Annotated in this window: 18 protein-coding genes; all 18 read left to right on the plus strand. The window is 37.4% G+C overall.

Annotation, left to right across the window (positions count from 1 at the left end; all coding sequences use genetic code 11):
• Positions 1 to 142: 142 nt before the first annotated feature.
• On the plus strand, positions 143 to 673 hold the full coding sequence (locus DQQ01_RS12795; RefSeq protein WP_002303421.1) for a dihydrofolate reductase family protein: 531 nt from the start codon (positions 143 to 145) through the stop codon (positions 671 to 673).
• 545 nt (positions 674 to 1,218) lie between these two features.
• Positions 1,219 to 1,461, plus strand: a complete 243-nt coding sequence (locus DQQ01_RS12800) for a DUF3781 domain-containing protein (RefSeq protein WP_002587847.1) — start codon at positions 1,219 to 1,221, stop codon at positions 1,459 to 1,461.
• Entirely contained in the window at positions 1,458 to 1,928 is a 471-nt protein-coding gene (locus DQQ01_RS12805; protein WP_002303261.1) for a GyrI-like domain-containing protein, read from the plus strand. Before DQQ01_RS12800 ends, DQQ01_RS12805 begins: the two co-directional genes overlap by 4 nt.
• Before the next feature lie 127 nt (positions 1,929 to 2,055).
• Positions 2,056 to 3,270 (plus strand): XRE family transcriptional regulator, encoded by a 1,215-nt coding sequence (locus DQQ01_RS12810; RefSeq protein WP_002323151.1) that lies wholly within the window; start codon positions 2,056 to 2,058, stop codon positions 3,268 to 3,270.
• 988 nt (positions 3,271 to 4,258) lie between these two features.
• The gene (locus tag DQQ01_RS12820) at positions 4,259 to 4,468 is read left to right on the plus strand and encodes a hypothetical protein (RefSeq protein WP_002303258.1); all 210 of its coding nucleotides are present in this window, start codon (positions 4,259 to 4,261) and stop codon (positions 4,466 to 4,468) included.
• A gap of 111 nt (positions 4,469 to 4,579) precedes the next feature.
• On the plus strand, positions 4,580 to 6,193 hold the full coding sequence (locus DQQ01_RS12825) for a recombinase family protein (protein WP_002323152.1): 1,614 nt from the start codon (positions 4,580 to 4,582) through the stop codon (positions 6,191 to 6,193).
• A 43-nt stretch (positions 6,194 to 6,236) separates the two neighbouring features.
• On the plus strand, positions 6,237 to 6,857 hold the full coding sequence (locus tag DQQ01_RS12830) for an XRE family transcriptional regulator (protein ID WP_242980384.1): 621 nt from the start codon (positions 6,237 to 6,239) through the stop codon (positions 6,855 to 6,857).
• Positions 6,858 to 7,015: 158 nt separating this feature from the next.
• On the plus strand, positions 7,016 to 7,192 hold the full coding sequence (locus tag DQQ01_RS16105; protein ID WP_165483721.1) for a hypothetical protein: 177 nt from the start codon (positions 7,016 to 7,018) through the stop codon (positions 7,190 to 7,192).
• Positions 7,193 to 7,336: 144 nt separating this feature from the next.
• Complete coding sequence (locus DQQ01_RS12835) at positions 7,337 to 7,756, plus strand: 2-thiouracil desulfurase family protein (RefSeq protein WP_111920359.1); 420 nt, start codon at positions 7,337 to 7,339, stop codon at positions 7,754 to 7,756.
• 71 nt (positions 7,757 to 7,827) lie between these two features.
• Positions 7,828 to 9,222, plus strand: coding sequence for an FtsK/SpoIIIE domain-containing protein (locus DQQ01_RS12840; RefSeq protein ID WP_111920360.1), 1,395 nt, complete (start codon positions 7,828 to 7,830; stop codon positions 9,220 to 9,222).
• A gap of 183 nt (positions 9,223 to 9,405) precedes the next feature.
• Positions 9,406 to 10,602 carry a MobT family relaxase gene (mobT, locus tag DQQ01_RS12845; RefSeq protein ID WP_002322986.1) on the plus strand — a complete coding sequence of 399 codons (1,197 nt, stop codon included), beginning with the start codon at positions 9,406 to 9,408 and terminating at the stop codon, positions 10,600 to 10,602.
• Between the two features lie 12 nt (positions 10,603 to 10,614).
• A complete protein-coding gene (locus tag DQQ01_RS12850; protein ID WP_002322987.1) occupies positions 10,615 to 10,749 on the plus strand; it encodes a DUF3789 domain-containing protein in 135 nt (44 codons plus the stop codon).
• Positions 10,750 to 10,971 (plus strand): hypothetical protein, encoded by a 222-nt coding sequence (locus tag DQQ01_RS12855; protein WP_002323342.1) that lies wholly within the window; start codon positions 10,750 to 10,752, stop codon positions 10,969 to 10,971.
• A 78-nt stretch (positions 10,972 to 11,049) separates the two neighbouring features.
• Entirely contained in the window at positions 11,050 to 11,556 is a 507-nt protein-coding gene (locus tag DQQ01_RS12860) for a GNAT family N-acetyltransferase (protein ID WP_002322989.1), read from the plus strand.
• A 60-nt stretch (positions 11,557 to 11,616) separates the two neighbouring features.
• Positions 11,617 to 12,036, plus strand: a complete 420-nt coding sequence (locus DQQ01_RS12865; RefSeq protein WP_002322990.1) for a nuclear transport factor 2 family protein — start codon at positions 11,617 to 11,619, stop codon at positions 12,034 to 12,036.
• A gap of 92 nt (positions 12,037 to 12,128) precedes the next feature.
• Positions 12,129 to 12,425, plus strand: a complete 297-nt coding sequence (locus DQQ01_RS12870) for a conjugal transfer protein (RefSeq protein ID WP_111920946.1) — start codon at positions 12,129 to 12,131, stop codon at positions 12,423 to 12,425.
• Positions 12,344 to 12,847, plus strand: coding sequence for an antirestriction protein ArdA (locus DQQ01_RS12875; RefSeq protein WP_111920361.1), 504 nt, complete (start codon positions 12,344 to 12,346; stop codon positions 12,845 to 12,847). Before DQQ01_RS12870 ends, DQQ01_RS12875 begins: the two co-directional genes overlap by 82 nt.
• Before the next feature lie 17 nt (positions 12,848 to 12,864).
• Positions 12,865 to 13,368 carry an antirestriction protein ArdA gene (locus DQQ01_RS12880; RefSeq protein WP_111920362.1) on the plus strand — a complete coding sequence of 168 codons (504 nt, stop codon included), beginning with the start codon at positions 12,865 to 12,867 and terminating at the stop codon, positions 13,366 to 13,368.
• Positions 13,369 to 13,456 lie beyond the last annotated feature (88 nt).

A 13,456-nucleotide genomic window follows, 5' to 3' on the forward strand; every position in this document is an offset into this window, starting at 1 on the left:
TAAGGAGGAATAAAGTATGGTTAGTGATTTTATAAGAGCAGCATTTCCATGGATTTTAATGGGTTTATTTGTAGCAATCAGTTGTTCCCTTATGAGTAAAAAAGAGAAATAAATTCCTGTTTGTATTTATAAAAGAGAAAAAATGAGAAAAGTAGTTTTATTTATTGCCATGAGCCTTGACGGATATATTGCGGACGGTAATGGTGGAGTAGCTTGGCTAAATGGTCATGGAAATGACAATGAAAACATCGACACTTATACAGAATTTACCAAAGATATAGATACTGTCTTAATGGGGTGGAATACTTCTCATCAGGTTGTTACTGAACTTTCTCCGCAAGAATGGGTATATAATAAATTTACAACTTATGTATTAACACATAAAGAGTGCAATTCTTCCCAACAAATTCATTTTACAAGTGAAAATCCTGTTTTATTATTGGAACGGCTAAAACAAGAAGCAGGAAAGGATATTTGGATTTGTGGCGGAGCAAATCTTGTTCAGCAGTTGGTAAGCAAAAATATGATTGATAAATATTACATTTCTGTTATTCCTACTCTGTTAGGAAATGGGGTTCGTCTTTTGGGCAACATAGACAGGGAAATAAAGTTAAGGCTTTGTAAAACACAGACTTATAACGGAATAACCGATTTGATTTATATGCGTAGATAACTAGAGAGAAACAGAAAAGCTGTTAAACCGACGGAGCGATCCGACCACGTTGGCGGGAAAATCCTTAAGATTTTTCCGCCATGCTTGCAAGGGGGCGGTTCGCTTCGGCGGTTCGGCGAGCTTGCGAGCCGTTCAAAGCCCCCGTTATCTAACAAGGGGGGCACAAAAAACAAGAAACACTATACACTAACAAGCGGAAAACGCTGTATTTATAAGGCAAAACCCCATTTTTACAGTAGTGATATAAATTGTACCTATATCACTATGAAAATTGAATAGTAAATATGAGAAAGACAGTTGATTTCAAAAAATAAGAAATTGATTGTCGTTTTCTTTTGCAGAAATTTAAGTGCAGGCAATTATGGTAGTTGTCGTAATTGCTGTCAGCTCAGTGTTTATCACTGATGGTGTGAAAGATTTACGGTTGGAGATGTTCAATAAGATTATTGGTGCTTAATTATTTTTATTGTAGTGCTGATATGAGAATGTTATAATTGGGGTATAAAACATACAAATAAATTTGCTGAAAAATGAGGTATCAAAATATGGAAAATGAATTACTGGAAAACTTAGGAAGACTTCACACAACTGAACTTGGCGTTATTAGAATTAAAAAGAACTTATCTTTGAATGTAGAAAATGTAATTGAATGGTGCAAAGAAAAAATTAGCCTTTCTAATGCGGAAATCACAAGAAAAGGAAAAAACTGGTATATAACGATTGATAATTGTATTATAACGGTAAATGCGTACAGTTATACCGTTATCACTTCTCACAAGGTAAAATGATAAATTTTTCTATAAAGGAATTAAACGCATTTGCAGTTATTGGGCAGGAAGTAGAACTGACTAATTATCAAAAAAAGAATATTCAGATTAGTACACAGTTTTGGAGAAAGTTTAACAGTAGTTTGAAAAAAGCGTATCTTTCACAATCAGGAAATTGGGTAAAATATGCTTTTATGGAAAGAAGAAATGGAAAACTTTATTATTTCTGTTCTATTCCCCAAAGAACCATTACCCCAGAGGGCTTTCTGTATAAAGAAATACCGTCTTATAAATATTTGGTTGTGGAGCATATTGGTGCTATGGATAAAATATATGAAACTTATGGCAAGATTTATGAAGAAATTATTCCTAGTACATCGTATATTCCTATAAAAGATATTATCCTACACTTTGAAAAATACGATTATCGTTTTCATTGGAATAGTGATAATTCAGTTATTGAAATTTGGATACCTATTCAAGATTAGAAGCAATTTTATATCCATACACACAAAGCAGTTAGTCTTAGGATTGACTGCTTTTTCTATACAGATTTTTAATGACAGGCAATTATCAATTATGGTAGTTGCCTTTTTTGATTGGAGGAATTGAAGAATGAATGATAAAAACTTTATTGAAGAACTAAGACAAAAGCGTGAGGAATACGGAGTAACACAAACAAGGCTTGCTGTTGCCTGTGGTATCAGCCGTGAATATTACAACCGCATTGAAAAAGGAAAACAGCCATTGAATGACGAATTAAGAGAAATCATAGAAAAACAGATTGAGCGTTTCAATCCGCAAGAACCACTATTCTTATTGATTGATTACTTTCGTGTCCGCTTTCCTACTACGGACGCATTGGCGATTATCCGTGATGTATTACAACTGAAATCTAATTACATGCTTTATGAAGATTATGGAAAATACGGATATGAAAGCAAATATGTACTTGGCGACATCAATATCATGTGTTCCATGCAGGAGCATTTAGGTGTTTTATTGGAACTGAAAGGCAAAGGCTGTCGGCAAATGGAATGTTATCTACTGGCACAGGAACGCTCATGGTATGACTTCATGCTGGATTGTATGACGGCTGGTGGTGTGATGAAACGGCTTGATTTGGCTATCAATGATAAAGCAGGAATATTGGATATTCCAAAGTTAAAGGAAAAATACAAGGCTGGCGAATGTATCTCCTACTTCCGTATGCAGAAAGATTACAGCGGTACAGAAAAATGCGGTAGCGATTTACCAAAGAATACAGGAGAAACCTTATATCTCGGTTCAACAAGTAGCGAATTATATATGTGTGCTTATCAGAAAAATTATGAGCAGTATGTCAAGAATGGCACAGAAATTGAAGATACGGAGATTAAGAACCGTTTTGAAATACGCATGAAGAACGAACGAGCCTATTATGCGGTTGTAGATTTACTGACCTATCGGGACGCTGAACGCACCGCTTTTTCTATCATCAATCATTATGTCCGCTTTGTTGACAGAGAGGACGACAAGCCAAAAAGTCAATGGATAACAAATGATGATTGGGCATGGTTTGTAGGGGAAAACAGAGAGCCGATACGCTTAACCACAAAGCCAGAGCCTTACACTTTACAAAAAGCGTTGCATTGGCTACAAAGACAAGTCGCACCAACCATAAAAATGGTACAGGCATTAGACAGAGAAAATCGTACAACGATACTGAAAGATATGATTGAGCAGGCAGAACTAAAAGACAAGCATAAACATTTATTACAATTAGAGAAATCAACCATAGAAGAACGTATAGATACCGCTGTTCCACAAGAGAATGACGGTATTTTTTAATGTAATTGAAAAATTTCAGATTTAGTCAGCAAAGAGCTGTTTTCATTCCCTATGTGAAGTGAAAGAAGAAAAATAAATTTTTTATTAAATCTGCAACAAAATGGCTACTTGCGTACAGATATGGTGCGAGAAAAGGAAATCTAAACTTTTTTTGAAAATAGGTCATTAAATCGGGGCTTGCTGTCCCTATATGAAGTGAAAGAAGAAAAAAGTTTTGAAAAAATGACGGAAATTCGTGATTAGTGGACAGTCTTCTGTGAAAAGAGGAAAAACATCATCATTTTGTATTCAAACAGGCATTAGCAGTTGAGTGTTGATGTGAAAAGATGAAAATACTTTGTTCTCAACTTAACAATTTAAGGTTTCCGTTCCCTATATGGTGCAAAGAAAATATTTCATTCTATTGTTGGCAGTAACGGTATGGTTTGGGTAGTTAGGGTGTGAAAAGGAAAATATTCTTTTTTCATCATCAACTTAGCAAAATGACATTTTCTATCCCTATATGGTGCATGAAAAGAAGTTAAAATTTTTCCATTTAAACTTAGCAAATGGACGTTTGCTGTACAGATAGTAGTGAAAAAGGAGAAAATCAACCGTTGATTGCCAAAATGAACCGTTCCATTTGTACTAATAATGGAAAAAGTTTTGGATTTTGGTTACGTTTCTCCTCTTTTCCAACGCGATATATAGGAAAGACGATTTTTTTCTTTCAATCGTTCTTTGACAACTGAATAAAGTAATTCAATACGTTTGACAGACAGCTAGCCGTTGAAACAAATACGCCACGACCTTTCCCCTGCAAGAGCGAGCGAAAACCTATTTGTGTTCTTGTAAAAGATTTGTCCTCTTTTATCGCCATGACCTGTACTGTCAGATAATGATACTCCCGTACAGCCACAGCTTGAGCATTAAGAGCGTCGCACGCAATGGGTACGGCTACATAAGAACTATGCAGAGGTGGAACTCCTGTGGGCTATGACAAAAGCCGTTGAATTGCTTAGAAAGATTTTACAGAAAGGGGGTATGTGTTATTGATAATGCTGTAAAAACAATTCAAAAGAAAAATGGCAAGTGTGGCATTGGCAACAGAGGAAAGACAAAGATTGTAGTAAAAGAGCATTTTTCCGAAAAGGGCAAAACAATGGAAGAACTTCTAACTGATGTCATGCTGGAAAAAGCAAAGCAGACAATCGCATAAAATCGGTGCAGTTGTAAGAAATAGATTGAATGACAAAAAGTACCCGTGTTATACTTTACTTGCAAGCAGGTATTGTAAACACGGGTTAGTTATAAAGGAGGATAACTGACAATGAAACAACAGATTTACAATACTGCACTTTATCTTAGGTTAAGCCGAGATGATGAATTACAGGGCGAAAGTTCCAGCATTACCACACAGAGAAGTATGTTGCGTTTATATGCAAAAGAACATCATTTGAATGTCATTGATGAATATATTGATGACGGCTGGTCGGGAACAAATTTTGACAGACCGAGTTTTCAAAGAATGATTGAGGATATAGAGGCAGGAAAAATCAACTGTGTTGTAACGAAAGACCTTTCCCGTCTTGGCAGAAATTATATTATGACAGGACAATATACAGAATTGTATTTCCCTAGTCATAATGTCCGCTACATAGCGATTGATGACGGTGTAGACAGCGAAAAAGGCGAAAGTGAGATTGCACCATTTAAGAACATCATCAATGAATGGGTGGCAAGAGATACAAGCCGTAAAGTCAAATCAGCATTTAAGACAAAGTTTGCGGAGGGGGCTCATTACGGTGCTTATGCTCCGTTAGGATATAAGAAACACCCTGACATCAAAGGAAAACTGTTGGTTGATGATGAAACAAAATGGATTATTGAAAAAATCTTTTCCCTAGCCTATCAAGGTTACGGAAGTGCAAAAATCACAAAGCAGTTAAGAGCAGAAAAAGTTCCGACAGCGTCATGGCTAAATTTTACAAGATACGGTACTTTTGCACATATCTTTGAGGGAAAACCCGAAAGTAAGCGTTATGAGTGGACGATTGCTCATGTCAAGGCGATATTGAAAAGTGAGGTTTATATCGGAAACAGTGTTCACAATATGCAGTCTACGGTATCGTTCAAGAGCAAAAAGAAAGTGCGTAAGCCCGAAAGTGAATGGTTTCGAGTAGAAAACACTCACGAGCCGATTATTGACAAGGAAGTGTTCTATCGTGTGCAGGAGCAGATAAAATCAAGACGCAGACAGACAAAGGAAAAGGCAACGCCGATTTTTGCAGGGCTTGTCAAGTGTGCGGATTGTGGTTGGTCTATGAGATTTGGAACGAATAAGACAAATAAAACGCCTTACAGTTATTATGCTTGCAGTTACTACGGGCAGTTTGGCAAAGGTAATTGTTCTATGCACTACATTCGTTATGATGTGCTGTATCAAGCCGTATTGGAACGCTTGCAGTATTGGGCTAAGGCAGTACAGCAGGACGAAGAAAAGGTATTGAACAAGATACAGAAAGCTGGCAATGCAGAGAGAATACGGGAAAAGAAGAAAAAGGCAAGTACATTGAAGAAAGCCGAGAACAGACAAAATGAGATTGACCGTTTATTTGCGAAAATGTATGAAGATAGAGCCTGTGAGAAGATAACAGAGCGAAATTTTGTGATGTTGTCCAGCAAGTACCAAAAAGAACAGATAGAACTGGAACAGCAGATAACAAGCCTAAGAGAAGAACTAAGTAAAATGGAACAGGATATGATAGGTGCTGAAAAGTGGATTGAGTTAATCAAGGAATATTCCGTACCAAAGGAACTGACAGCACCATTATTAAATGCCATGATAGAAAAAATCCTCATACATGAAGCAACAACGAATGAGGATAACGAAAGAATACAGGAAATTGAGATATATTACCGATTTATTGGAAAAGTTGAGTAATCAACAAGAGTAATATTTTTAACTAAGGGAAACCGGAAACAGTATGCCTAATGTTACACTACTTATTCCTATTGCTGATGTGCTTGGAATAACAGTGACAGAACTCTTGAAAGGAGAAAAATTAAGAGAAGAAAAGACACTGAATAGTGATGAAGTGGAAAACCTTGTTGTAAATTCGTTAGACTTATCTTTGCGTAATACAATTCGCCAACGAAAAAAGAATTGGATATTTGCATTTCTTATCTCAATCGGTGTGGTAATTGTAGAAGCAATATTATTAACCGTTTCTGGAATTTCCATAGAACAAATGGGAGATAGTTTGTATATATCTTTGTTAATGCTTTTGTTTGCAAGTTGGCTTTGCATTTTTGCAAAAGAATTATTACCAACATATTATGATACAGATAAAGTTAATTTTGTATCACAAGGAATTTTTAGAATACACATGGCAGGGTTATCCTTTAATAATGCAAACTGGGGATATGTATTAACAGTATTTAGAGTATTTACATTGGGGATTGCTATTCTATACCCTATTATCTGCTATATCAGTTTTTTAATTGGCGGTGTTTCATTATGGGATACTGTAAAATATCCAGCTATAGTCATTCTACTGATAGGACTGTTAGTTGTAACCTATATCGTTGGAAAAAAATATGAATAATCATATTAAATGGAGCTTGTCAATCCATAGAACCATGCCCCGCAGGGACAGGCGAAGAATTGACGCAAACACTTTAGAATTTCATTGTAGCAGATATATGTAACTGCTATAATATAGACATGAGATAAGATAAATCTTGAGTTTATGGAGGCAGAAGCATGATGTATAAAACAGAACTGATTGAAGAAATTACCGTTGAAAATGTTACTGATAAAATAAATAAAAAAATATCAGAAATGGAAAAAGAAAGTTATCGGCTTATAACTATGTCATTTTTAGGGACAGAAAGAGCTGTATTGGTTTTCAAAAAAGGGTTAAAAGGTAGTTTGCTTTAGGGGAGAAATTATGATGAATTTCAGTTTTACAATTTCATAGCCGTATATACAAGGAAGTTAGGCTTCGGGTTAAATGATTTTTGAGTGTTGTGGGGGTATATAGCGGAATGATATAATTCTTATAAATTGTGAGGTGCTTATATTATGAAAGTATTAGTGAGTTCATGTATTACGGGAAAAAACTGTAAATACAACGGTGGGAATAATCTTAATACAAAAGTTGTCGAGTTTTTAAAAGATAAAGAGGTTATCGAAATTTGTCCAGAGTTATTAGCAAACATGCCTACACCACGTCCTAGTGCAGAAATAGTAAATGGTGTTGTTGTGGACACAAATGGAAATATTGTTGATAATGAATACCGTCATGCAGTACAGTTGGCTCTAAATGAAATAAGAAATATGCAAATAGATTTAGTTATTCTGCAATCAAGAAGCCCAACTTGTGCAGTAAAGAATATTTATGATGGAAGTTTTACGGGAAGATTGATAAAAGGTCAAGGTCTATTTGCACAGGCTTTAATTAAGGCTGGATATAAAGTGTTAGACTCTGAAGATTTTAAATAAATGATAATAAAGTGAGCAGTTAGTCTTAGGATTGACTGCTTTTTTAGTACCCAGAAAGGAGTGATTTATTTATGCGTATGATTTGGAACAAAGGACACCGTATCAGAGCCAGCGACAAGCACCTTGTCTACCACTTTTCCATAGGGACGCTTCTGTTTGTATTTGTGGCGGTTCTCCTGCTACTGAATAGCAAACAGCTCATGCGTACCGATTGGGAGCATTTCAGCTTGTTAGAAAACGGCTTCACGCTCTCCCCTTACAATTTCATAACCATATTGATAGCGACTGGTGCTTGTGTATTGGTCGCTTTTCTGTATTACCGCTTCTGTTATGACAATTTCAAGAAGCTCCTGCACCGTCAAAAGCTGGCAAGAATGATACTGGAAAATAAGTGGTATGAAGCCGATACCGTACAAGACAGCGGTTTTTTTACTGACCTGCAAAGCAGATCAAGGGAAAAAATCGTCTGGTTTCCAAAGATTTACTATCAAATGGAAAAAGGCTTGCTTCATATCCGCTGTGAAATTACACTGGGGAAATATCAAGACCAGCTTTTACGGTTAGAGGATAAATTGGAAAGTGGCTTGTATTGTGAGCTAACCGACAAGACCCTGCATGACGGCTATATCGAATATACCCTGCTTTATGATATGATAGCGAACCGCATTACCATTGATGAAGTACGGGCAGAAAACGGCTGTCTTAGACTGATGAAAAATCTTGTCTGGGAATATGACGCACTCCCTCACGCTCTGATTGCTGGTGGAACTGGTGGCGGTAAAACCTATTTTCTGCTGACGCTCATTGAAGCCTTACTACATACCAACGCTGTCCTTTACATCTTAGACCCGAAGAACGCTGACCTTGCGGACTTGGGGACAGTTATGGGAAATGTGTATCACACCAAAGAAGAAATGATTGATTGCGTCAATGCTTTTTATGAGGGCATGATACAGCGAAGTGAGGAAATGAAGCGACACCCAGACTATAAGACGGGCGAAAACTACGCCTATCTGGGACTGCCACCCTGCTTTCTTATCTTTGATGAATATGTGGCGTTTTTTGAAATGCTGGGAACGAAAGAAAGCGTGGGCTTACTTAGCCAGTTAAAGAAAATCGTTATGTTAGGACGACAAGCAGGTTATTTCCTTATCGTTGCCTGCCAGCGTCCAGACGCAAAGTATTTCTCGGACGGTATCAGAGATAACTTCAATTTCCGTGTGGGGCTTGGTCGTATCAGCGAATTAGGCTACGGTATGCTGTTCGGTTCAGATGTGAAAAAGCAGTTTTTCCAGAAGCGTATCAAGGGGCGTGGCTACTGTGATGTGGGAACAAGCGTTATCAGTGAGTTTTACACGCCTTTAGTCCCGAAAGGACATGATTTTTTGCAGACTATCGGCTCTCTTGCACAAGCAAGGCAGGACGGGACGGCGACGTGCGAAGCGAAAGGCGACGGCACGGACTAGCCGTTGCTGGTGTGGCGTAAGCCACGCCAGCAGGTAAAACCCCTCGGTATCTAACAGAGGGGTACGTTTGCAAATGGACAAAAGACAAAAAACATAGGAAACATAAGGCTTCTGGCATGGTTTCCTAGCAAAAATCGACTGTGAAGTCGTCTTAAAAAACTTCACACTTTACAGATTGGGGGTATGGTTCTGAATGAAGAACAATGGATAAAAGAATTACGGGAGAAACGGATTGCTTACGGTATCTCACAAGGCAGGCTGGCGGTGGTTTCTGGTATCACAAGAGAATATCTTAACAAGATAGAAAGCGGAAAAATGAAGCCGTCAAAAGAACTTCTGGAAACTTTGAATAAGGAACTGGCAAGGTTCAATCCAGAAGCACCGCTTACCATGCTGTTTGATTATGTGAAAATTCGTTTTCCCACGCTGGATATACAGCACATCATCAAAGATATATTAAAACTGAATATCAATTATATGCTCCATGAAGATTACGGACATTACAGTTATACGGAGCATTATTCTTTAGGGGACATCTTTATCTATACGTCGGCTGACGAAGAAAAAGGTGTCCTTTTAGAATTAAAGGGGCGTGGTTGCAGGCAGTTTGAAAGTTACCTGCTGGCACAGCAAAGAAGCTGGTATGACTTCCTCATGGACGCACTCATAGACGGTGGCGTGATGAAGCGTATTGACCTTGCTATCAACGACCATACGGGCATTTTGGATATTCCAGAGCTTGCGGAAAAATGCAGGAAACGGGAATATATCGGAAAGTCCAGAAGCTATAAGTTTTATCAGTCGGGCGAGCTTATCAAGCACAGAGAGGACGACAGAGAATATATGGGACGTACCCTTTATCTTGGTTCGCTGAAATCAGATGTGTATTTCTGTATCTATGAAAAGGACTATGAGCAGTATGTCAAGTTAGGGACACCACTTGATGAAGCCGACATTATCAACCGTTTTGAGATACGGCTTCGCAATGAACGTGCTTACTATGCAGTACGAGATTTGCTGACCTATTATGACGCAGAGCAGACCGCCTTTTCTATCATCAACCAGTATGTGCGGTTTGTTGATGAAGAACCAGACAAGCGAAAAAATGACTGGAAACTCAATGACCGCTGGGCTTGGTTTATCGGCGATAACAGACAGAGTTTGAAGCTGACGACAAAGCCAGAGCCTTATACCTTAGACCGCACATTGCGGTGGGTACAAAGGCAGGTAGCACCGACCTTGAAAATGCTGAAAAAGATTGATAAAGGAAACGGTACAGATTACATGGAAACAATCGAACAGCAGGCAAAGCTCACAGAAAAGCATGAAATGATAATCAAACAGCAGACGACCCCTGCAAAAGATTTAGTAGAAAGTTAGGAGTGATAAAAAATGTGGGTATTATTAAAAGACTTCCTGCTGGTATCTATGGGAATGGGTATCGGCGTAGTCTTGATGTGTATTTTGAATGTCGGCAAAGAAGCTGACTGTGAAATGAAACAATTAAAAGAAAGTGAGGACAATTAAATGAATTTCGGACAAAATTTATATCAATGGTTTTTATCAAACGCACAGAGCTTAGTGCTTATGGCAATCGTGGTTATCGGTATCTACTTAGGGTTCAAGCGTGAGTTTTCCAAACTTATCGGCTTCTTGGTAGTTGCCTTGATTGCTGTTGGTTTGGTATTCAACGCTGGCGGTGTGAAAGATGTACTGTTAGAGCTGTTCAATAAGATTATCGGTGCATAAAATTTTATTGTTGTGCTGATATGAGAATGGTATAATTTAGAATATGAAATAAAGTGAATACGATTTGAGGTTGAAAATATGATTATTTATAGCAAATTGGAAATCAATAGAATAAAAGATTTTTGGGAGTTATTAAATCGTTTAGATACTGAAACAGATTACATGATGTACGAACCAAATGAAAGAAAAGCGAAAACTACTATTCAAGAATTAAAATTAGATATTCAAGACAATGTAATTCAAGGTTTTGATTTTTTGCAAGTGGCAACAGAAAATGACAAAATAGTTGGTTATATTAGAGCAGAAAGAGGAAAATTTGAAAGAAATTTTCATACTGCATATATTGTTATAGGTATCTTAAAAAAATATAGAGGAAAAGGTATTGGAACTACTTTTTTTAATAATTTAGATTTATGGGCTAAAACAAATAATATTGTCCGTTTGGAACTGACAGTTGAATGTTGTAATAATACTGCAAAAAATTTGTATGAAAAAAATGGTTTTAAAATTGAAGGAATAAGAAAAAAATCAATGTTTGTTGCTGGTTCCTTTGTTGATGAGTTTTATATGGCAAAAATTCTATAAAATAAATTTTCAACTTCATTATTTACAAAGTAATTGGTCTTAGGATTGAGGTGTTTTATTATGAATGAGAGAGAAAAAATCATTCGCTTATGGTTCGATATGTGGCTTAAACAGCAAGATTTAGGAATGGATAAAATTTTTACAGAAGATGTTGTTTATACGGAAAGTTGGTGTCCTAAATATAAAAATCTTAAAACAGTAAAACATTGGTTTAATGAATGGAATACTCGTGGTAAAGTCATTATTTGGGATATTAAACAGTTCTTTCATAAAGAAAATCAAACTGTCGTAGAATGGTATTTTAAAAATGAAATGAATACGGGAAGTGTTGAAGAATTTGACGGTATTTCCTTAATTGAATGGACAGAAGATAACAAAATCAAATCATTAAAAGAATATGGTTGCAATTTGAATAACTACAATCCATATCAGCACAGCGATAGCCCTCAATTTAGAGATGAAAAAATAAGCTGGTTTTAAAACTTAATCAAATTATATCTATACACACAAAGCAGTTAGTCTTAGGATTGACTGCTTTTTTCTTACCTAAAATTTCAGATTGGAGTGATGAAATGAACGATATTTTTAAGGATATGCAGGCAAACGTCGGCTGTGAATACATTTCCGACCTGCCCTCTTACAAGCGTAAGGTGTGGCATGAAATGAAACGACTGAACCCTGCCGACTATGAAGAAAGACAGTTAGAAGATTTTTCAAAGTATGTGTTTGGTATGTCGTACCAGACCTTAAAAGATGTGATGAAACAACAGAAAGGACGTGAGGAACAATGCAGGAAACAAGGGTGCTGGTGGAAACGGGAAGAACAACTGGCGAAGAAACAGTATCATACTGGTTTGAACTGCCGATAGACGTTGCCGAGTTTGAAGAAAAGCTAGGTGTCGGTGCAGAAAGTCAAGATTACCGTATTATCGAAAAGGGGTTGCCTTTTGCTGATGAAGTTCACGAACATACAAGCGTGTACCAGCTCAACGAATTCGATTTTATGTACCGCCAGCTTTCAAGCGATATGCAGGAAGAATATACAGCACTTCTTGCGGTGTATGAAAATTTAGAAGCACTTTATATTTGCAGGAACGTGATTACGGTTTATCCCGACTGCAAAAGCATGATAGATGTTGCAAGGCAAAAGCTGATGAATGACCCGACGTTCAAACATTTATCCGAGGACTGTCAAGAATACTATTTTGACTTTGAAGCCTATGCTTCTCACTTGCAGGAACACGGGAAATTTTTAGTAACGGAACACGGTATCTTTGAACTGTCAGAGTAGGAAATGAGGTGGTGCTTATGATTGATGATATGGCGGTTTACATTGCTAATCTTGGCAAATACAATGAGGGCTATTTAGTCGGTGCTTGGTTCACGTTCCCCATTGACGAGGAAGATGTAAAAGAAAAAATCGGCTTAAATGAACAGTATGAGGAATACGCAATCCATGATACCGACAACTTCCCGATTGCGATTGGCGAGTATGTTTCCATTGAAGAACTCAATGATATGTATGAAATGATAGAGGAACTTCCCGACTATATCGTAGAGTGTCTGGACGAATTTATCAGCCACTTTGGGACGCTGGAAGAAGTCGTGGAACACAAGGACGATATTTATTATTATCCCGACTGTGAAACCATGACAGATGTTGCCTACTACTACATAGACGAATTGCAGGCACTAGGGGATATTCCACCCAGCTTGCAGAACTACATTGACTATGAAGCCTACGGGCGAGATTTGGATATGGGCGGTTGCTTCATTGAAACAAGCCGAGGTATGTGCGAGATACCATACTAACGCTGGAAGATCAGCGACAAGCATTGTTGCTACTGACAGCATATTTCTCTTTTAAGGGACAGTCTGAAAATGGCTGTCCTTTTCCATT

Source organism: Blautia argi (assembly GCF_003287895.1).
Lineage (GTDB): Bacteria > Bacillota > Clostridia > Lachnospirales > Lachnospiraceae > Blautia > Blautia argi.